Origin of the sequence: Actinomadura sp. 3N508, from assembly GCF_044326375.1 — a bacterium.
Lineage (GTDB): Bacteria > Actinomycetota > Actinomycetes > Streptosporangiales > Streptosporangiaceae > Spirillospora.
Window position 1 is genome coordinate 264,150 of record NZ_JBIRAX010000002.1, and the last position, 19,902, is coordinate 284,051.

Below are 19,902 nucleotides of genomic sequence, written 5' to 3' on the forward strand. Positions count from 1 at the left end.
CATCATGCTTGCGGGGGCCGGACATTACGGCATAGCTTCCCGGCTATGCAGGTGGAATTGCGCCATTTGCGGGTGCTGTGCCAGGTCGCCGAGACGGGCAGCATCACGCGCGCCGCGGCGAGCCTGGGCGTTTCCCAGCCGACGCTCAGCAACCAGCTCCGGCGTATCGAGAAGGCGTTCGGCGGGCCGCTGTTCGTCCGCGGCCCACAGGGCATCACGCCCACGGCGCTGGGGCGGCACGTCCTGGCCCGTGCCCGCGGCGTGCTGGCCGACATGGACGATCTCCTCGCCTCCATGCCGGGCGACGGGTCGCGCAGCGGCATCCGCCTGGGCACGCACCCGCACATCCTGCTGGGCGAATGGCTGCGCAGGCTCGAAACCGAGATGCCGCACCGCACCGTCAGCGCCAACCTGGACTACTCCGGCGCCGTCCTGACCCGGATGCTCGCCAACGACCAGGCCGACGTCGTCCTCATGGGGCGCGTCGCCGACCACCACGCGCCGCCGTGCCCGCCGGGGATCACCGAGCGGGTCATCATCATCGAGCCGTGCGGGATCGCGATCGCCTCCAGCCATCCGCTGGCGGCGCGCGGCCGGGTCGGCCTGGCCGATCTCGCCGGGGAGACGTGGATCCCGCCGCTGGGCGGGGACGACGGCGGCACCGCCCTGCTGCGCGCCGCCTGCGAGACCGCCGGGTTCACGCCCCGGTTCCGGTACGCGGGCGCGGACAGCAACGTCATGGTCGGGTTCGTCGCGGCCGGGTTCGCCATCGCGCTGGCCTCGCCGACCTGGCTCGCCCCCGAGGGGATCACCGTCGTCGCGCTCTCCGACCACGTCACCGACGCCTACCGGGTCCTGCGCTGGCGCACCGCCGCCGTCCCGGCCGGGGAGATCGACATCCTGCACCGGACGTATCACGATCTGTACCGGCCGATCGTCCAGCGCAACATCGCGACGCTGCGCTGGCTCGCCGACAATCCCGACGCCCGGCCCCAGATCATCGACGTTCCCGCGGCCTGACGACGCCCGCTCCGACCGGCCCCCGGATGCCGCCGGCGGCGGTATAGCTCTGAAGCTATGCAGAATTAGCAGGCCCCATATGCCTCCGCGGAATGCCACCCTTCAATCCGGGCGCCCATTCCGAAGGCCACGCGAATGGACTCCCCCGCACTTCCCCGGCCGCCCGTGCGCTCTCCACTCCTCCCCGCGGGCGGCCGGGGCACCATCCCGCCCTCCTCAGCCGTCTCGGCCGCGACCCGAAATGGGTGCCCCGGCACGTCCCTTCGCCGCCGCCGGTCCGGCTGGACGGCGATCCGGCGAGGTAACGCGCAGGCGCGATAATCCGAGGCCCACACCGGTCAAATGTCCGAAAAATACGCTCCCTGGGCTATTTCTCCCGCTTGATCTACTTTGAGGGCGACCGAGGCTCGGACCGGCGAAGGGTGGGCGAGTGTTCGCGCGCACGCGTATGGGAACGGCTCTGTCGATCGCGCTGCTGGTCGCCGTGGTCGGCGGGTCCGGGCCGCTGTCCACGGACGTGGGGGCGGCGGGCTGGCCGCAGACCCCCAAGGTGGATCCGCCCCCGCTCCCGGCCGACCCCAGGTCGCCCCAGGAGGAACTGGACGCGCTGGGGATCAGCGGATATCCGGACCGGTTGAGCGCCCGGCCGGGCGAATCCGTGAAATTCATGGTGAGCACCAAGAGCCCGCAATTCCGGGCGACGATGGTGCGCGTGGTGCACGGTGACGCGGACCCGCGCGGGCCTGGCATCAAGGAGCAGGCCGTCGCGTCGGACGTCAACAAGGAGTACCCGGGCCGGCACCAGCCGCTGCCGCTGGGCTCGTACGTGACCGTTCCCGACGACGGCGGGCTCCGCCCGGACGGGAGCTTCACCCTCGCCGCGTGGATCGCCCCGACCACCGTCCCCGGGTCCAAGCTCAACCCCATCGCCTACCAGCGGACCCCGGTCGGCACGGGAGCGGTGCAGGGGATCGTGACCAAGTGGTCGGACGCGGAGCAGGCCGGATACGGCATGGTCGTCGCCCGGGACGGCGGGCTGGGCCTGCGGCTCGCCGACCGCGCCGGGAACGTCCACTCGGTGAGCACCGGCGTGCGGCTCAAGCCGTGGGCCCCGGCGCTGCGCGGTGTCGAACCGCGCGGGGCCGTCCGGCCGCAGCACGTGAACTCCTCCGGCTGGTACTTCGCCGCGGTCTCCTACGACGCCGGGACCGGCAAGGTGAAGCTGTACCAGGAGCCGCTGACCGGCCACCCCAACGACTCCCACGCCGTCGTCACCCGGACGATCGGGGCGCGCGGGCTGAAGAACGCCGCCGCCCCGCTGCTGATCGCGGCCCACCAGGGAGAACGCGACCGTCCGGCCGGGTTCTACAACGGCAAGATCGAGGCGCCGCGGGTGTACGACCGGGTCCTGGACGACGGCGAGATCCGCGCCCTGCGCCGCGGCGGCACGGCCGGCGGGGCGGTGGCGGCCCTGGACTTCTCCCAGAAGATGGACACCGACCAGGTCGTGGACACCTCCGGCAACCGGCTGCACGGCCGCGCGGTGAACCTGCCGGTCCGGGCCGTCACCGGCCACAACTGGCGGGCCGACGAGCAGGACTTCAAACGGGCGCGCGGGCAGTACGGCGCGATGTACTTCCACGACGACGACCTGGGCGACGCCGCCTGGGCGCCGAGCTTCACCTGGCGGGTGCCCGACGACGCCCGCAGCGGCGTGTACGCGGCCAAGCTGGAGGCGGACGGGAACGTCTACCACGCCACCTTCGTCGTCCGTCCCAAGCGGGCCGCCTCGAAGACCGCCCTGCTGGTGCCGACCTTCAGCTACCTGGCCTACGGCATGACGGGCAACCTCCAGAGCGGCCTGAGCCAGTACTCCCGCCATCCCGACGGCAGCGGCGTCGTCTACTCCTCGCCACTGCGCCCGCTCACCAACCTGCGTCCGTACACCACCGGGCGCACCGGACAGGGCAGGCCGTGGCAGTTCGAGGCCGACACCCACATCACCGACTGGCTGGAGTCCACCGGCCGCGACATCGACTACATCACCGACCACGACCTGCATGAAGAAGGGACGAAGCTGCTGGACGACTACGAGGTCGTCATCACCGGCAGCCATCCCGAGTACACCTCCGAGCCCATGCTCGACGCCCTGCAGAACTGGCTGAACGGCGGCGGCCGCCTCATGTACCTGGGCGGCAACGGCTTCTACTGGGTCACTCCGCTCGACCGCACCGGGACGTACACCGAGCTGCGCCGCCATGACGGCACCGAGGCATGGCAGGGCGCCCCCGGCGAGCACTACCACAGCACCACCGGCGAGTACGGCGGACTGTGGCGCTTCCGCGGACGCCCGCCCCAGCAGCTGGTCGGCGTCGGGTTCACCGCGCAGGGCTTCGGCTCCCGCATGGGCACGGGCAACTACAGCAGACCGCTGGTCCGCTCGCCCCAGAGCCATGACCCAAGAGGCGCCTGGGTGTTCGACGGCGTCAAGGCCACCGGCCCGATCGGCGACTTCGAGTCGCTGCAAAGCCCCGGCGGGCCCATGGGCGAGGAACTCGACCGGGCCGACTACGCCCTCGGCACCGCCGACAACACGATCGTCCTGGGCTCGGGCACCGGCTTCGGCGACGAGTACCTGTTCGTGAAGGAGGAGAACAACACCGCCAACCTCATGGAGGGCGGCACCGTCAACTGGCTCGTCCGCGGCGACGTCACCCTGACCCACTACCCGCACGGCGGCGCGGTCTTCTCCGCCAGCTCCATCTCCTGGGCGGGCAGCCTGTTCTACAACGGCTACGACAACGACATCGCCAAGATCACCGGGAACGTCCTGGACGCCTTCGCCTCCGGCAAGCCGCTGCCCGGCTCCGGCTGACGTGTACATATCGGTACGCGGCCTCCCGGCCGGGACCCGCCCGGCGGCGCGGGTGCCGCGCGTCGTCGTGGTGCTCGGCCTGGTGAGCTTGATCACCGACGTGTCGACGGAGATGGTCGCGGTCGTCCTGCCGCTGTTCGCGACCCTCGCCCTCGGCCTCACCCCCGTCGCCTACGGGCTCCTGGACGGTCTCTACCAGGGCACGACCGTCCTGGTGCGGCTGGCCGGCGGGTTCTTCGCGGACCGGCTGCGCCGTCCGAAGCTCGTCGCGGGCACCGGATACGCCCTCGGGGCCGCCGCCAAGCTGATGCTGCTCCCGGTCGGGGGCGCGGGAGCGCTGTCGGCGGCGGTGGCCGCCGACCGCATGGGCAAGGGGCTGCGGACCGCCCCGCGCGACCGGCTGATCGCCACGGCGGGGCCGCACGACGGGCTCGGCAGGTCCTTCGGCGTGCACCGGGCCCTCGACGCGACCGGCGCACTGCTCGGCCCCCTCGTCGCGTTCGGGCTGCTCGCGCTCGCGCCGGGCGACTTCGACATGGTCTTCGTCGTGTCGTTCTGCGTCGCCGTTCTCGGTGTGCTCCTGTTCGTCCAGCACGTTCCGGAGCACCGCGCGGCAGGGCACCGCGTCCCGGAGCACCGCACGCCGGTCTCGCTCCACGACGTCGCGGCCCTGCTGCGGACGGGCGCGTTCCGGCGGCTGCTCCTCGCCGCGGCCGTGCTGTCGGCGGCGACGATCAGCGACGGCTTCCTGTACCTCGTCCTGCTGCGCGACGGAGCGATCGGGACCCGCTGGTTCCCGCTGCTGTTCCTGTGCACGAGCCTGGTCTACCTCGCCCTGGCGGTGCCGCTCGGCCGGGCCGCCGACCGGATCGGCCGGAACCGGGTCTTCACCGCCGGTTACGGCCTGCTGCTGTGCGCCTACCTCACCGCGGTCCTCGCGGGCGGGCCCGCCGGGGCCCTGCTGTGCCTGGTGTTCCTCGGTGCCCACTACGCGGCGACGGACGGCGTCCTGCCCGCCGCCGCCGCGCCGCTGCTGCCCGCCGGGCTCACCGCGACCGGGATCTCCCTCGTCCAGGCGGCGGTGGCGGGCGGGCGCGCCCTCGGCGCGGTGGCCTTCGGCGCCGTCTGGACGGCCGCCGAAAGCGACGTCGCCGTCTGGACGTTCGCCGCCGCCCTCACCGCCGCGCTGCTCACCGCCCTGCCGCTGATCACGCGAGCCCGCGACCGCCGGACGGAGACCCGATGAACCGCCTCGACCCGCGCGGGCTCCACAACGGCAGGATCATGACGGCGATCGCGCTCCTCGTCATCGCGGTGGCGGCGGGCTGCGTCGCCACCTCGGCGCTGCGTGCGGGCACGATCGGCGGCGGGCCGGGCGACGGCTCTGTGGACCTGCCCGAGGGACGGCAGATCGTGTTCCGGTCGCTGCGTCCGGGACCCGCGTTCGGGCACGTCGCCGTGCTCCCGGCCGCCGATGTCCGGCGCGAGCGCGCCGTCCTCCCGACCCGCTGCGAGCGGGTGGCCGCGTCCCCCACGGGCGGCCTCTGCCTGCGCCAGACGCGCAACCCGACGCAACTGTTCGCCGCCACCCTCCTGGACGGGCGGCTCCGGCCGGGAGAGAAGTTCCCCCTGAACGGGATCCCGAGCCGCGCGCGCGTCTCCAGGGACGGCCGCTACTTCGCGACGACCGCCTTCGTGACGGGACACTCCTACCTCTCCGACGGCTTCTCCACCGAAACCGTCATCGGCCGGGTGGACGGCGACAGGGACGGCGACAGGGACGGCGACGCGGTCGGCAACATCGAGCGATTCACGTTCCTGCTGAACGGGCAGCCGAACCAGAACGTGGACCGCAACGTGTGGGGGGTGACGTTCGTCCCCGGCGGAGCGCGGTTCTTCGCCACCGTGGCCACCCAGAACCGCAGGTACCTGGTCGAAGGCGATATCGGGCGGCGCACCCTCACCGCGCTGCGCGACAATGCCGAGTGCCCGTCGCTGTCCCCGGACGGTCGGCGGCTGGTCTACAAGAAGCGGACCGGGCCCAACGCCGACGTGTGGCGCTTCCACGTCCTCGACCTGGCGACCGGCGCCGAGCGCCCGCTCGCGGAGACCCGCAGCGTGGACGACCAGGCGGAGTGGCTGGACGACGACCGGGTGATGTACGCGGTGCCCAAGGGCGGCGCGGGCGGCCGGAACGCCGACGTGTGGGTGACGTCCCTGCGCGGCACCGCGCCGCGCCTGCTCATCCCGGACGCCGACTCGCCCACCGTCCGGACCACGAAACGGGGCCGGCTCGGCTGACGTCCGCCTGGCTACCGCCCGCGCTCGGGAGGACGATCGTCAGCCCGCGCCGTCGAGGACTTCGCGGAGCTTGCGCGCGAACGCCTCCGGCTGCCCGGCCTGGCCGAACTCGCCGCCCATGAAGCCCGCGTGGTGGCTCGGGAACACCGTCGCCTCCTGGCCGAGCAGTTCGGCCGTCGCCACAGAGGTGCGCGCGGTGAAGGTGTTCGCGGACTCCTCCCCGACCGCGATCACGATCCGCGTCGGCGCCGCGGCCAGTGCCGCGGCGTCGGGCCGGTAGTCGCTGATGGCCCAGGACCGGTCGGACAGCAGCGGATCGTCGCGGGAACCGTCGTCCTCGGACGGCATCCCGAACATGGCGGGGTCCGGCACGGGCTGCGCGAAGTAGTCGTCGGTGAACTCGCCCTGCCACGACGTCATCGCGATGAAGGCCGCCATGCCGGCGCCCCAGCCCTTGGCCTCGTAGACCTCCTTGAAACCGGCCCTGGCCCGTTCCGCTGCCGGGGCGTCGGGAAGCACCGGGATGATCGGCGGCTCGTGCGCCACCAGGGTGGTCACGTCGCCGGGGTGGGCCGTCACGAGGGCGAGCGCGGTCACCGCGCCGCCGCTGCTGGCGAACATCTCGACCGGGCCCGCGCCGAGCGCCTCGATGAGGGCGTGCAGGTCGCCGGCCTGGGTCTCGGGCGTGCTGTCGACCCGGCCGTCGTTGCGGGTGCTGCGGCCCACGCCGCGCGGGTCGTAGGTCACCACGGTCCGCTCGGGGAAGTGGGACGCGAGCGTGCCGAACCCGGTGGCGTCCATCGGCTGGCCGATCATGACCAGCACCGGGCGTCCGCCGGCGGTGGGCAGCGGGCCGTGAACGTCGTAGACGAGGTCGACCCCGGGAATCTGCAGTGTGTGCGTACTCATGCCCTTATGGACCACCCCCACCTCGAAAACTCATCGGCCCGAAAAGAGTCAGTTGTGCCAGTGGCCGACGAGTTCGGCGTACAGGGGGCTGCGGCGCAGTAGCGCCTCATGGGTGCCGAGGACGTGCGCGGACCCGTCGAGGAGCAGGATCAGGCCGGCGCGCTCGGCGGAGCTGATGCGATGGGCGATGACGATCAGGGTGCCGCCGCGGTCGGCGAGCGCCCGTTCGGCGCGGGCCTCGGCCGCCGGGTGCAGGTGGCTGGTCGCCTCGTCCAGGACGGTGACCGGCGCCGCGGACAGGTAGGCCCGCGCCAGCGTGATGAGCTGGCGCTCGCCCTGCGAGAGCGTCGCGCCGCCGGGCGGGATCTCGGCGTCGTAGCCGCCGGCGCGGTCGACGGTCTCGGCCAGCCCGATCGCGTGGACGGCCTCGTCCAGCCGCGCGTCGCCGGGGTCAGGGCAGAGGTAGGTCAGGTTCTCGCGCAAGGTCCCGGCGAAGATGTAGCTCTCCTGCGGGATGAGCGTGATGGCGGACCTCGTGCGCGCGGGGGCCAGGGGCGCGCCGCCGAGCGTGATGGCGCCGCGCTGCGGGGTCGCGAGGCCCGTGAGCAGGTTGGCGAGGGTCGATTTGCCCGCTCCGCTGGGGCCGACCACGGCGAGGTGCGTGCCGTGGGGGATGTGGAGCGACAGGTCTTCGATCACGGGCGCCGCGCGCGGGGAGTAGGCGAACGTGACCTGCCGGGCTGCGAGGTCGAAGGTCCGGGTGGCCGCCCCCCGGGCCGGGCCCAGGCCGGGGGCGCGGCCGGGGGTGCAGATCTCGGCGAGCCTGCCGAGGACGACGGCGAGGCTGAGCAGCAGCGTCCCGCCCGCGTCGACGAGGACGGTGATGCCCGGCTGCAGCCCGGTGACGAGGTAGGCGGCCGCGCCCGCGATCTCCCCCGCCGTGAACCCCTGGTGCTCCGTCAGATGGGGGGACAGCAGGAGCAGCGCGAGCAGCGGGATGTGCACCCCGAACGCCAGCACGGGAATGCGGACCAGGCGCGTCCGGGCGTAGGCGCGCAGGGCCCGCGCCTGGGCGTCGACGACCCGTCCGACCGTGGCGGCGGCGCGGTCTTCGGCGGCGCAGGCGACGACGTCCCGGACGCCGTGGACGACCACCGCCGCCGCCTCGCCGATCTCCTCGGCCCGCAGCACGACCGCGCGGTAGCGCCGGACCTGGAGCCCGGCGAACGCGCCGAAGATCCCCAGCCCGAACGCCACCGACAGGGCGGCCACCAGCGCCAGCCGCGGGGAGAGCAGCGCCAGCCCGGCGAGCGCGGCGATCCCGGCCGACAGCAGCTGCCGGACGTTGCGCAGCGCCGATCCGAGCAGCGCCCGGACGGCCTCGGCCTGCTCGGTGACCTGCGAGACCCCGGCGCCCGCCATGCCGGACGGCGTCCCCCGGCGCAGGACGGCGGTCACGACCTCCTCCACTAGGGAGTCGCGGAGCGGTTCGACGGTCGCGGCGAGCCACGGGTAGATCCGTCCCGTCGCGACGGCGCCGAGAACGTACAGCACGGCGAGGACGGCCAGCCAGGCCAGCCCCACCAGGGGACGGCCGGCGAGGAAGCCGTGATCGATGGCGTGGGCCAGCAGGAGCCCGGAGGTGAACGCCGGGACGGCCTCGACGGCCGACCACGCGGCGAGCCGCCGCATCGCCGCCCACTGCCCCCGGACGTGCCGGTGCAAGAGGCGGGCGGCAGGCGCCGCCGTCATGTGCCTGCGGCTTCCCGTGTGGTGGTGGTCGGGCGGGTCGCGAACACGGCGCGGTAGCCGGGGTCCGGCCAGAGTTCGGCGTGGGGTGCGAGCTCGCGGATCCGGCCCGCGTCGAGCCAGGCGACGAGGTCGGCGCGGGCGGCCGTGGCCGGGCGGCGGGCCACCACGAGGCTGGTCCGTCCGGCCAGGACGCGCTGCAACGCCTGGGTGACCTTCAGCTCCGTGGCGGTGTCGAGGCTGCTGGTGGCGTCGTCGAGGACGACGATCTTCGCGTCGCTGAGAGCGGCCCTGGCCAGGCCGAGCCGCTGCAGCTCGCCGCCGGAGAAGGGCGCGCGGTCGAGCGGGGTGTCGTACCCGTCCGGGAGCGCCCGGATGAAACCGTCGGCCGCAGCAGTGCGGGCCGCGCGGCGGACCTCGGCGCGCGTCGCGCCGGGGCGGGCATAGGCGATCGTGTCGTGCACGGTGGCGCCGAGCAGCGCGGGGCGTTCGAAGGCATAGGTGACGGCGTGCCGCAACCGTGGGAGCGGAAGATCGGTCACGGGCACGCCGTCGAGCTCGACGACCCCTTCGTCGGGGTCGAGGAGCCGCCCTATGGTCGACACCAGCAGGCTCTTCCCCGTCCCGGACGCGCCGACGACGGCGACGGTGACGGCGGGCGGGACGTCCAGGTCGAGGCGGTCGAGGACGGCCCGGTCCCCGATCCGGACGGTGACCTGCCGCAGCCGGAGCCGTCCGGGGCCGTCCGGGAAGGGCGCCGGGTGCGCCGGCGGCCGCACCGCTGGGACGGCCGCCAGCACCTCGCCGACCCGGCCCGCACCGACCTGGCAGTTGAGCAGCGCGACGAAGGTGTCGAACAGGGACGCCGCCGCGACGGCCATCGCGGCGTAGGACGCGCTCGCCACGAGCTGGCCGGGAGTGACGTCGCCCGTGGCCAGCCGCATCCCGGCGACGCCGACCACCAGGACCTGGGTGAGGGGCGCGAGGAGCGCGAGACGGCGGCCCGCCCGTCCCTGCACCGCCCACGTCTCCTCCCCCGCCCGGCGCAGTCCGGGGAGCGGCGCTAGGATCCGCCGGACTTCGGTGGCGGCGGTGCCGCTCGCCTGGATCGTCCGGATGCCCTGCCGGGCGTCCAGCAGCCGCGTCGCGATCGCCGCCTGGCACGCCTGGTAGCGCGCGAACGGCTCGGTGGCCTGCACGACGAACAGGCGCAGCGCCACGATCAGCGGCGCCGCGCCCGCCGCGAACGCCACGGCGAGCCACCGGTCGATCAGGGCGAGGGCGATCACGGCGCCCGCCGTGGTCGCCAGCGCGGCCGCCGCCGTCACCATGAGGACGGGGAACGCCGAAGGCCCCGACGCGCTCTCGGTGAGCCGGGACAGCACGTCGCCTGTGGGGAAGCGCCGCCGGCCCTGCGGCCCGAGCGCCAGGATCCGCGCGAGCAGCCGGCGCCGGAGCCACACCGTGATGTGGCTGCCGCAGTAGGCGCCGGCGACGTCCTCCGCCGCGTCGGCCAGGAGCGCGACGCCCAGCGTGACGGCGAGCTGTGCCGTCGCAGCGCCCAGGTTCTCCTGGGCGTGGGCGGCGTCGACGGCCCTGGCCAGCATCACCGGCGTGGCCAGCATCGCCGCGACGCGGATCGCCGTGAGCACCGACAGCAGGGCCATCCGCACCCGGAAGCGTCGCATGGCCTCGCGCAGCAGCCGCCGCCCACCGGCACGCAGGACGGCGGACCCGCCCCCGCCGGCGGCGATGACTGTCGGCTTCCGGGCCACCTCGTCCTCTCTGTTCCGTTCGCGTGGCGTCTTCTAGACTCGTGTGTGGGTCCGGTCACGGACCGGCATCAGCCGGTCCGTGACCGGGGTTCTGCGGGCCGGACTCTTCTCAGGGGTCACGGGGTCCGCATGGGGTGCGCGGTACTACGCGCAGGAGATGCCGACGCAGATGGTGTTCAGCAGCGTCAGCAGGCCGACACACGCGCACGTGCCTCCGAGCTGGATGCCCTCGATCTCGATGGGCTCCGACTCGGGCAGCTCCTGGAGAGCGGCCACGAGGTCACCGTCGAACGTGTCCATTACTTCACCTCCTTTTCTTTCTGGGTGGCGTAGGTCCGCTCCGCCGTCAGGCAGAAGCGGACCACCGTTTCTCGCAGGACCGCAGGCCATGCCTGGACGACGCCGTGATGGTCGTCGTCGACCTCCAGGTAGCCGAAGTCGGCTCCTTCGGTCCTGCCGAGTTCGAGGAGGCGCCGCCGCAGCGCCCGGGACTGCCCGACCGGGACGATCTCGTCCCGGGTGCCGTGGGCGATGAGCAGCGGCGCGGTGATCGACGCGCAGGCCCGCAGCACGTCGCGTCCGGACGCCGGTTCGCCGGTCGCGCACCGGCTCAGCCGCGCGACGCGCTCGCGGACCGCGCCGGGCGCGGCGGCGCGCAGGCCGTCCGCCGAGGTGAAGGGCGCGAGCGCCGCGCAGCCCGACCACAGTTCCGGGGACCGGCAGGCCGCGAGCAGCGCGAGGTAGGCGCCGTAGCTCCCGCCGAGCACGACCGGGCGGGGCAGCCCGGCGGCGTCGCGGTCACGGGTGATCGCGCCCGCCAGATGGACGATGTCGTCCAGGTCGGGGCCGCCCCAGTCGCCGATGACCGGCCGCAGGTGCCGCTCGCCGTAGCCGGTGCTGCCCCGGTAGTTGGGCGCGACCACGGCCGCGCCCGCGGTGGCCAGGTGCTGGAAGAGCGGCTCGAACTCGAACCGCCAGGCGGACAGGGGGCCGCCGTGCAGGGCCAGCACCAGGCGCGGGCGGTCGAGGTCGCCGTAGACGATCGTCTCGATCGGCCCCGCCGCTCCGGGCAGCTCCATCAGATCGGCGCGCCGCCAGCCGCCGCGACCGCTTCCCGGCGCGTCCGGGGCCAATGTCCAGGCGGATCGCGCCGGGGCGGGCACGGTCGCCAGGGTGGGCGGACGGTGCGGTGCGGCGAACCGCACATGGATCCGGCCGTCGTCCGCCCAGCCGGCGGGCCCCCAGACCATCCCGCGCGGGCCGGGGACGGCGGTGAGCCGGTCCGCCACCGGGCTGTACACGGCGAGCCGCGCCACCGCGCCGTGGATCTCCCTGACGAGCAGGCGCGCGCCGGTGGCGTCGAAGGTCAGCGGCGTCCGGAGCCGGGGCGGCAGGTTGAGCGTCTCGGGGAACCGCACGGGGCCGCCGTCCGGGAACCGCAGCCCGATCTGCTCGGCCCCGGGCTGCTGGACGCCGGGCGCCGTGGTGGTGACGGCCAGGACGCCCGAGCGGCGGCTGCACGCCGCGATGCGGTCGGTCGAGGCGTCCGACACCGACCAGACCCGGCGCCAGGCGCGTTCGCGCAGGTCGACGAGGATGCCGCTGGTGCGCTGCCCCGGTGCGGTGTGGTCGAGGGCGAGGGTGCGCCCGCCGTCCACCCAGACGCCGCCCGCGAGCACCCCGGGGATGCGCAGCACCGGTTTGAGGCCGGTCGCGGCGAGCCGCCAGATCCGCGAGGTCCGGGCGTCCTCGACGGTGACGAGCAGGACCGTCCGCGCCGGTCCGGGCCCGGCGAGCAGGAACCCGCCGAGCATGGACGGGACCGGCCAGGACCGGGTGACCTGGAGCCCGGGCCCGGCCGGTCCCACCGCGAGCACGGTTCCGTGCCCGGCGGGTACTCCGTCCGCGTCGGCCGCCGGGCGGACGACCAGGAGGCGGCCGTCGTCCAGCGGCAGCGCGCCGCACCGCCGGTCGACCACCTGGCGGTCACCGGCGGCACCGGCGGCACCGGCGGCACCGGCGGTGGGACGGTCGAGCGCGCGGCGGGTCGGCGCGGGGCACGCGAGGTCCCATCGTTCGAGGGTGACGTCGTCCTCGACGGCACTCAGGCACGCGGCCCACCGGCCACCCGACGAGAACGCGAACCCGAACCGGCTCGGCACGGCCTTCATGACGCCGGCCCCGACCCGGCCGCAGCGGTCGCGTCGACGCGGATGGCCGTGTCGGCCGTCCACAGGCGGGGGGCGCCGTGCAGCAGCCGGAGCAGGAACGCCAGGACGCCGCTCATGCCGTCGCCCCAGGTCACCGAGACCTGGCCGAACTCGTCGGGGAACGCGGTGTGCCCGTCGCGGTGCGCCCGGTTCGCGAGGATGATCTCGGCGAGCCGCCAGGCGGCGTCGTGGTGGCGGTCCGCGCCGGTGAGCGCCGCCATGTCGAGCAGGAAGTCGCCGTTGCCGGACAGCCCGTGGCACTGGCCGAGCGGCGCGCGCCAGCGGTGCTCCATGACCGCCCGCGCGGAGCGCTCGGCGCAGTGGACGAACCGCTCGTCGCCCGTCGCGCCGCCCAGCCGGGCGAGGAACGCGCCGATCCCGGCCGCGCCGTGGCACCAGTAGGGCGCCGTCGGCGCGTCCCCGGCGCCGGCGCCCCACATCGCCGACCGCCCGCTGGCGTCCGCCGCGTCCAGCAGGTTCTCCCCGGCGGCGACGGCGAGGTTCCGGTAGTCGTCGCGGCCGGTCGCCTCGGCGCAGGCGATCAGGAAGTAGCCGACCCCGGCGATGCCGTGCGCGAACCCGTAGTACCGCTTCCCGGCGAGCTTGGACGCGTGCTGGGCGGGGGTGCTCCAGCCGAGCCCCTCCGGCCCCTGCTCGGCGCCCGCGACCAGCGCGTCGGCGGCGGCGACGGCCCGGCGGGCGTACTGCTCGTGCCCGGTGCGGGCCCACAGGTGGAGGGCGGTCAGGCCGAGGCCCGCCGTCCCGTGGGTGACGTCGGGGCCGGGCGCGGCGCGGGGCAGCCGGTCGGCGACGGCCAGCGCGCCGCCGATCAGGCCGGCGTCGTCCAGCGCCAGCCCGGCGTCGAGGACGGCCCACGCGGCGCCGGCGGTTCCGAAGTACAGCCCGGCGGGACGCGGCGTGCCGTCGTCGAGCCGCGCGAGGATCCACCGGCTCGCGTCGCCGATCGCCTCCGGGAGGCCGGGGACGGGCGCGGACACGGCGGTGAGCTCGTGGCAGCGGACCAGCGCGCCCAGGACCCCGGCCGCGCCGTGCTGGACGCTGCACGGGTCGGGCGCCCCGTGCACGCAGGACGCGGGCCACAGGGCGCCGCCGTCCCCGCGGGTCATCGTGGCGAGCAGGTATCCGGCGATTCCGGCGACGGCCTGCCGGCTCTGCTCCCGCAGCCACTCGGGGCCGTCGTCGGGGAGCGGGATGTCCGGCTCGGTGACGGTCAGGGGCGGCGCGAGCGCTTCGCGGGCCTGCGCCGGTGTCCAGCGCTCGGCGGGGTCGTCGGCCATCAGCCCCAGGAGCAGGGCGGTCACGGGTGCGGGCGGCGTCAGGTCGCGGGTGCGGGCGCGCAGCCACTCCGCGAGCCGCTCGGCCGCGGGCCTCGTCGCGGGACGCTCCTCCAGGAGGTAGGGCGGGCCGCCGGTGATCACGTGGCAGAGCGTCGCGCCGAGGCCGAAGTGGTCGGCGGTGGGGTGCGGGGCGGCCCCGTCCAGCTGCTCGGGCGCGGCGTAGCCGGGGGTGCCCGCGCGCAGCGGCGCCGGTTCGGGGTCTGCGGCGGTGACCGCCAGCTCCAGGTCGATGAGGACGGGCGTGCCGTCCGGCCGGACCATGACGTTGTTCGGGTTGAAGTCGCGCAGGACGAGCCCGGCGTCATGCGCCTCGGCCATCAGCCCCGCCAGCCGGCGCGCCATCTCCAGCGCGCCGGGCAGGTGCGGCCCCCATCCGCGGTCGGCGATGAGGTCGGCCGTCCATTGCCGCAGCGTCGTTCCCGGGATCATCTCCTGCGCCAGGAACAGGTGGCCGCTCTGGGTGAACAGCCCGACCGGGCGCGGCGCCAGCCCCAGGTGCTCGATCGCGGTGAGCGCGCGGGCCTCGGCGCGGAGGCGGTCGCGGACGTCCGTCCCGTTCTCGTCGGCGGCCACGTGCGGGCGCGCCTCCTTGATGACCACCGGGTCGCCGGTATGGGTGTCGACCGCGCGGTACACGCCGCCCTTGTTGGTGTGGCGGATCGCCTCGCGGACGGCGAAACGCGTACCGAGCAGTATCTGATTCCGGTCGCCGCCGTCGTTGGCGACGCCGCCGTCGTTGGCCGCGGGTTGACCGGCCGGCCGGTTCTCCGGAAAGGGACATTCAACCCAGGAGGGAGGTAGGTATTTTCCGGTGCGCACATCTTCGACGGCATTGCCGTCGGGGTCGAGAATCATCCACGCGTAGAACCCGTCGTTGGTGATCCGGCGATCTTCGACGAAGGCCCCGTACCGGTAATGCACGAGGCTTCCCGGCGCATAGGGCCGGTCGGACAGAATGCGCGGCCCGGCCAGGCCGTCCGTCGCCCGGTGCAATTCCAGCGCCAGCCGGACGGCTTCGTCATCGTTCTGCGGGTAGACGGTGATGAACTTGCCCGAATGACCGCGGGAGGTGTTGCGCGCGTTCAGCGCCGCGACGTGATCATGGCTCGCGGCGAACTTGAAGGAGGAGCCCGCGGCCAGCAGCACGGCGAGCGAGCGGGCGAGGACCTCGGCGGCCGACGCCGGCGTCGCGGAGACGTGCAGTTTCCAGCCCTGTGCAGGGCAGACTCCGCCTTCGCGTTCGACGTGGCACCATATGCCGCCGCGGCGAGCCGTCCAGCGGGCGGTGCCGGGGAGCGCGGCGAGCGCCCGGTCCAGCACATCGTTCAGGCGGCCGTCCCCGGGGCCCGGGGAGGTCGCGCCGGAGAAGACGCTGAAAGTGAATTCCGCCATGGTGGGTTGCCGCCCTCTTTCCGCTTCGTCCGGGTTTCCGGTCCGGTTCGCGGTTCGATCTCGTCCGTCTTTCCGATCTATCGCCTTCGATCATTAAATGTGCGTATTCGGCGAACGAGAACACGGTAGCCACGGAACCCCGGAGGCGCCAGGGGAGCTTCCCGGGGGCATTTTGCCCAAGCGATACAAGAGGCTTACCGAAGGAATGAGATCGTGTGACGGCTGGGGCGGCAGCGCTGATCCAAATACCGGCGACATCCCGGAATGTGCATAATGTCCGGTTCGATTGGCTCATGAATCGGCATGGATTTTACCAATTCGGCGGCGAATCCGTTTTGATGCCGGTCATGGCCGGAGAACGCCACTCGCACCGCTGGCGAACCGCCGGTGCGATGTGCTAAACGCCGGTCGCGGAAAGTGACCGGTAGGGGCGGAAGAAGTCCCGGAGTTCCGCGGCGTAGAGCTCAGGCTCCTCGAACGGCGCGAAGTGCCCGCCGCGCTCCGGCTCGGTCACGCGCACGGCGTTCGTGGTCCGCTCGAGCCACGCCCGCGGGGGCCGGACGATGTCGCCGCGGAAGAGCGAGAACCCGGACGGCACCTCGACACGGCGGGCGTGCTGCGCGAGCGGGATCGCCGCGTTCGCGTGGTACATGCGCATCGCCGAGCCGATCGTCCCCGTGAGCCAGTAGAGCGTGACGTTCGTGAGGATCTCGTCCTTGGTGAAGCGCCGCTCGACGTCCCCGCCGCAGTCGCTCCACGCCCGGAGCTTCTCGACGATCCACGCGGCGAGCCCGGCCGGCGAGTCGGTGAGCCCGAACGCGGCGGTCTGCGGCTTCGTCCGGTGCATGGCCCCGTAGGCGCCCTCGGCGGCGCCCCAGTCCGCGACGGTCTTGAGCCAGGCGCGCTCTTCTGGGGTGAGGTCCGCGGGGTCGCCGGTGAGGACGGGCAGACCTCCGTCCATGCGATGGACGGCCACGACCCGGCCGGGGTGGTCGAGCGCGAGGTAGCGGCTCACATGGCTGCCGAGGTCTCCGCCCGCCGCGCCGAACCGCTCGTAGCCGAGAACGCCCATGAGCTCGGCCCACAGCCCGGCGACGGCGATCGAGTCGAGCGGCGGCCCGGCAGGACGGTCTGAGTACCCGTAGCCGGGAAGGTCGGGCACGACCACGTCGAACGCGTCGGCCGGGTCGGCGCCGTGCGCGCCCGGGTCGGTGAGCAGCGGGATGACCTTGGTGTAGCGCCAGAACGAGTCCGGCCAGCCGTGGCTGAGGACCAGCGGCAGGACGGGCCCCGCCGGTGCGGCGGCACGAGCGTGCACGAAGTGGATCCCCAGGCCGCCGAGCCGGACGCGGAAGCGGGGAAGCCGGGCGAGCGACGCCTCCTGCGCGGGCCAGTCGAACCCGTCCGCCCAGTAGGCGACGAGTTCGCGGAGGTAGGCGAGGTCGGTCCCGAGCGACCAGCCGGCGTCCTCGGGCGCGTCCGGCCAGCGCGTCGCGCGGAGCCGCGCGCGGAGATCCTCAAGCGCCGCGGGCTCGGTCTTCGGCGTGAACGCCTCCGGCCGGTTCGCCGTGTCCGACATGATCCTCACCCTACGCGCGACGCCGCCTGACCGACGATCGTAGGGGCTCACTATGGCGCCCCTATGGCGCCCCATCGCGCCCTACGGTGCCCCTCGGCTCCCCCTACGGTGCCGCGGCGGAAAGCCGGTCCGGAAACGGCCGCTGAGCACCGGAGGCGCGGGCAAGCTGCCGGAAGAAGCTCCCTTTTTGGTCACTTTTCTCAGATTGTTCGCCGTTCACCCGAAACCTAGCGTCATGGCCCGGCGGCCCCGCTCCCGGCCGCCCGCGCCACGCTCGACGGAGGCGAACGAAGATGGAAACGGCCAGGAAGAACCCGAAACGCACCGGGACCCGCCACCCGGTGCTGATCATGATCACCGCGCTGCTGAGCGCCGGCGGCGCCGGTGCCCTCGCCGCCCCGGCGGCCGCCGCCGAAGGCAGTGTGATCAACGCGAACGCGCCCGGCGCGGTCGACGGCCAGTACATCGTGGCCCTCAACGGCACGACGTCCCTCGCGCCCGGAGCCGACGCTCCGGTTGCCGCCGAGGCGAACGATCTGATGCGCCGTTATGGCGGCTCCGTGCAGGGCGTCTTCAGCGCCGTGCTGCGCGGCTTCGCCGCCGACCTGACCGCCGGGCAGGCCCGGCGGCTGGCGGCCGACCCGGCGGTGCGGTACGTCCAGAAGTCGGTGATGGTCCGCACGGCCGAAGGCGGCACCCAGCCCAACCCCCCGAGCTGGGGGACGGACCGCGTCGACGGCAAGCAGGACCGCGTCTACAACTACCCGGGCGCGGGCACCGGCGTCAGCGTCTACGTCCTGGACACCGGGGTCCGGATCAGCCACCGGACGTTCGAGGGCAGGGCCGTCGACGGCTACGACTTCGTCGACAAGGACACCACCGCGCAGGACTGCCATGGCCATGGCACCCACGTCGCGGGCACCGTGGGCGGCGAGGAGTACGGCGTGGCCAAGGACGCCAGGATCGTCGCGGTGCGGGTCCTGGACTGCGACGGCTACTCCCCCGACCGGCTCGCCATCCAGGGCCTGGAGTGGGTGGCGAAGAACGCGCAGAAGCCGGCGGTGGGCAACATGAGCATCGCCTCCGACCCGCCCGCCCCCGAGCCGCAGGCGTTCCGCGAGGCGACCAGGGGCGCCATCCGCGCGGGTATCCAGTTCGCGATCGCCGCCGGCAACGACACCAGGAACGGCTGCGACGCGCCCGGCGACGTGGCCGAGGCCGTCACGCTCGGGTCGACGGACGAGGGCGACTGGGTGTCCTCCTTCTCCAACTACGGCCGCTGCCTCGACCTCTTCGCGCCCGGCGGCGACATCGTCTCGGCGGACAACTGGTCCGACACCGGCTCGACGGTGCTGGGCGGCACGTCGATGGCGACGCCGCACGCCGCCGGCGCGCTCGCGCTCCACCTGGAGAAGCACCCGGACGCGACGCCGCTGGAGGCACGGAACGCGGTGGTCAACGCGGCGCAGCGCGGCGTCATCTCCAACCCCGGCACCGGCTCACCCAACCTCCTGCTGAACGTCACCGCACTGGGAAAGGCGGCCGGACGCCCCTAGCGCACCGTCCTGTCGCATTCCGGCCAAGGTGAGGCCTTCGCTCGCGCCACGCCGCCGGTTGGGCTGGAATGGAGCGGGTGAAGAGCCGGGGAGTGCGGGCGGCGGCGCTGCTCGCCGCCGCGACCATGTCCGTGTCCGCGGCCGCCTCGTGCTCGATGGGCGGCGATGCGGGGCCTGGTGAGCGTCCGGTGAACCACTCGGCAGCGCGGCAGCACGGGATAGCGCTGCCCTCCTGGGACGCCGGCGACTACGCCGGTCCGCAGGCGGGCGCCTATGTCGCGTCGATCGCCGCGGCGGGCGCGACCTGGATACAGCTCAACCCGACCTGGTACCAGCGGACGCCGCAGGACGGCGAGATGCGCCGCACGGAGCAGACGGCCAGCGACGCGAGCGTGCGGCACATCGCCGGCCTGGCACGGCAGGCCGGGCTGCGGGTCCTGCTGAAACCGCACGTGGACCTGCCCGGCGACGAGGACCGCGCCGCCATCAGGCCACGCGACGCGCGGCGCTGGTACGCCGCCTACTCGCGCTTCATCGCGCACTACGCCGACCTGGCGCGGGAGACCGGCGCGGCGGCGCTGTCCGTCGGCACCGAGCTCGCCGGGCTGTCGGGCGACCGGCGCCCCTGGCTGGACATCGTCCGGACCGTGCGCGCGAGATTCCACGGGACGCTCGTCTACGCCGCCAACTACGACGAGTACGAGCGGGTCGCGTTCTGGGACGTCCTCGACCTGATCGGCATCGACGCCTACTGGCCGCTTGCGGGCCGCCCGACCACCGACGTCGCCGAGCTGCGGCGCGCGTGGGAGCCGATCCTGCGGCGGGTCGGGCACTTCTCCGCGAGCCGGGGACGTCCCGTCCTGTTCACCGAGGCCGGGTACGTGAGCCAGCGCGGGTCCACGACCGAGCCGTGGGCCTGGGCCATCAGCCGGGCGGACGGTGCCGCCGAGCAGGCCGCCGCCTACGAGGCCCTCCTCGCGAGCTGCACCGGCCGGTCGTGGTGGGCGGGCGTCCACTGGTGGATGTGGGACGACTGGCCCGGCTCGGCCGAGACCCCGCCGCACCTGTCGTACTCGCCGCACGGCAAGCCCGCGGAGCGGATCCTCCGGCGCTGGTGGCGTCCTCGGTGACACCCAGCGCGTCACCGGCGGCGCGCCCCGGCACGTCACCGGTCGCGT

13 protein-coding genes are annotated in these 19,902 nt (G+C 73.9%); 6 read left to right on the forward strand and 7 right to left on the reverse strand.

Annotated features, from left to right (window positions below):
• Window positions 1–45: 45 nt before the first annotated feature.
• The 4 genes from ACH34S_RS07540 to ACH34S_RS07555 all read left to right on the forward strand — a co-directional run bounded on the left by ACH34S_RS07540 (window position 46) and on the right by ACH34S_RS07555 (window position 6,196).
• Complete coding sequence (locus tag ACH34S_RS07540; protein ID WP_395951698.1) at window positions 46–1,020, forward strand: LysR family transcriptional regulator; 975 nt, start codon at window positions 46–48, stop codon at window positions 1,018–1,020.
• Between the two features lie 430 nt (window positions 1,021–1,450).
• On the forward strand, window positions 1,451–3,895 hold the full coding sequence (locus ACH34S_RS07545) for a N,N-dimethylformamidase beta subunit family domain-containing protein (protein WP_395951699.1): 2,445 nt from the start codon (window positions 1,451–1,453) through the stop codon (window positions 3,893–3,895).
• Between the two features lies 1 nt (window position 3,896).
• The gene (locus ACH34S_RS07550; RefSeq protein ID WP_395951700.1) at window positions 3,897–5,141 is read left to right on the forward strand and encodes an MFS transporter; all 1,245 of its coding nucleotides are present in this window, start codon (window positions 3,897–3,899) and stop codon (window positions 5,139–5,141) included.
• Window positions 5,138–6,196, forward strand: coding sequence for a TolB family protein (locus ACH34S_RS07555; RefSeq protein WP_395951701.1), 1,059 nt, complete (start codon window positions 5,138–5,140; stop codon window positions 6,194–6,196). Before ACH34S_RS07550 ends, ACH34S_RS07555 begins: the two co-directional genes overlap by 4 nt.
• 39 nt (window positions 6,197–6,235) lie before the next feature.
• Here ACH34S_RS07555 and ACH34S_RS07560 read toward each other — a convergent pair whose 3' ends face one another.
• The 7 genes from ACH34S_RS07560 to ACH34S_RS07590 form a co-directional block, all read right to left on the reverse strand.
• Window positions 6,236–7,105 carry an alpha/beta fold hydrolase gene (locus ACH34S_RS07560; RefSeq protein ID WP_395951702.1) on the reverse strand — a complete coding sequence of 290 codons (870 nt, stop codon included), beginning with the start codon at window positions 7,103–7,105 and terminating at the stop codon, window positions 6,236–6,238.
• 48 nt (window positions 7,106–7,153) lie between these two features.
• On the reverse strand, window positions 7,154–8,857 hold the full coding sequence (locus ACH34S_RS07565; RefSeq protein WP_395951703.1) for an ATP-binding cassette domain-containing protein: 1,704 nt from the start codon (window positions 8,855–8,857) through the stop codon (window positions 7,154–7,156).
• Window positions 8,854–10,629, reverse strand: coding sequence for an ATP-binding cassette domain-containing protein (locus ACH34S_RS07570; RefSeq protein ID WP_395951704.1), 1,776 nt, complete (start codon window positions 10,627–10,629; stop codon window positions 8,854–8,856). Before ACH34S_RS07570 ends, ACH34S_RS07565 begins: the two co-directional genes overlap by 4 nt.
• A gap of 144 nt (window positions 10,630–10,773) precedes the next feature.
• Window positions 10,774–10,929: a VenA family class IV lanthipeptide gene (locus ACH34S_RS07575; protein ID WP_395951705.1), complete on the reverse strand. Its 156-nt coding sequence runs from the start codon at window positions 10,927–10,929 to the stop codon at window positions 10,774–10,776.
• Window positions 10,929–12,800, reverse strand: coding sequence for an alpha/beta hydrolase family protein (locus ACH34S_RS07580; protein ID WP_395951706.1), 1,872 nt, complete (start codon window positions 12,798–12,800; stop codon window positions 10,929–10,931). Before ACH34S_RS07580 ends, ACH34S_RS07575 begins: the two co-directional genes overlap by 1 nt.
• Window positions 12,797–15,589 carry a class IV lanthionine synthetase LanL gene (gene lanL, locus ACH34S_RS07585; RefSeq protein ID WP_395951707.1) on the reverse strand — a complete coding sequence of 931 codons (2,793 nt, stop codon included), beginning with the start codon at window positions 15,587–15,589 and terminating at the stop codon, window positions 12,797–12,799. The genes ACH34S_RS07580 and lanL overlap by 4 nt, the downstream gene beginning before the upstream one ends.
• Before the next feature lie 397 nt (window positions 15,590–15,986).
• Window positions 15,987–17,168, reverse strand: a complete 1,182-nt coding sequence (locus ACH34S_RS07590) for an epoxide hydrolase family protein (RefSeq protein ID WP_395951708.1) — start codon at window positions 17,166–17,168, stop codon at window positions 15,987–15,989.
• Between the two features lie 293 nt (window positions 17,169–17,461).
• Between ACH34S_RS07590 and ACH34S_RS07595 the strand changes: the two genes are divergently transcribed.
• Entirely contained in the window at window positions 17,462–18,724 is a 1,263-nt protein-coding gene (locus ACH34S_RS07595; RefSeq protein ID WP_395951709.1) for a S8 family peptidase, read from the forward strand.
• A gap of 77 nt (window positions 18,725–18,801) precedes the next feature.
• Window positions 18,802–19,854, forward strand: a complete 1,053-nt coding sequence (locus ACH34S_RS07600; protein WP_395951710.1) for a glycoside hydrolase family 113 — start codon at window positions 18,802–18,804, stop codon at window positions 19,852–19,854.
• The last annotated feature ends 48 nt before the right edge of the window (window positions 19,855–19,902 follow it).

Coding starts and splice junctions, on each gene's coding strand:
- ACH34S_RS07575 (WP_395951705.1), bottom strand. CDS start 10,929: ATGGACACGTTCGACGGTGACCTCGTGGCCGCTCTCCAGGAGCTGCCC.
- ACH34S_RS07565 (WP_395951703.1), bottom strand. CDS start 8,857: ATGACGGCGGCGCCTGCCGCCCGCCTCTTGCACCGGCACGTCCGGGGG.
- ACH34S_RS07580 (WP_395951706.1), bottom strand. CDS start 12,800: ATGAAGGCCGTGCCGAGCCGGTTCGGGTTCGCGTTCTCGTCGGGTGGC.
- lanL (WP_395951707.1), bottom strand. CDS start 15,589: ATGGCGGAATTCACTTTCAGCGTCTTCTCCGGCGCGACCTCCCCGGGC.
- ACH34S_RS07590 (WP_395951708.1), bottom strand. CDS start 17,168: ATGTCGGACACGGCGAACCGGCCGGAGGCGTTCACGCCGAAGACCGAG.
- ACH34S_RS07560 (WP_395951702.1), bottom strand. CDS start 7,105: ATGAGTACGCACACACTGCAGATTCCCGGGGTCGACCTCGTCTACGAC.
- ACH34S_RS07540 (WP_395951698.1), top strand. CDS start 46: ATGCAGGTGGAATTGCGCCATTTGCGGGTGCTGTGCCAGGTCGCCGAG.
- ACH34S_RS07595 (WP_395951709.1), top strand. CDS start 17,462: ATGGAAACGGCCAGGAAGAACCCGAAACGCACCGGGACCCGCCACCCG.
- ACH34S_RS07555 (WP_395951701.1), top strand. CDS start 5,138: ATGAACCGCCTCGACCCGCGCGGGCTCCACAACGGCAGGATCATGACG.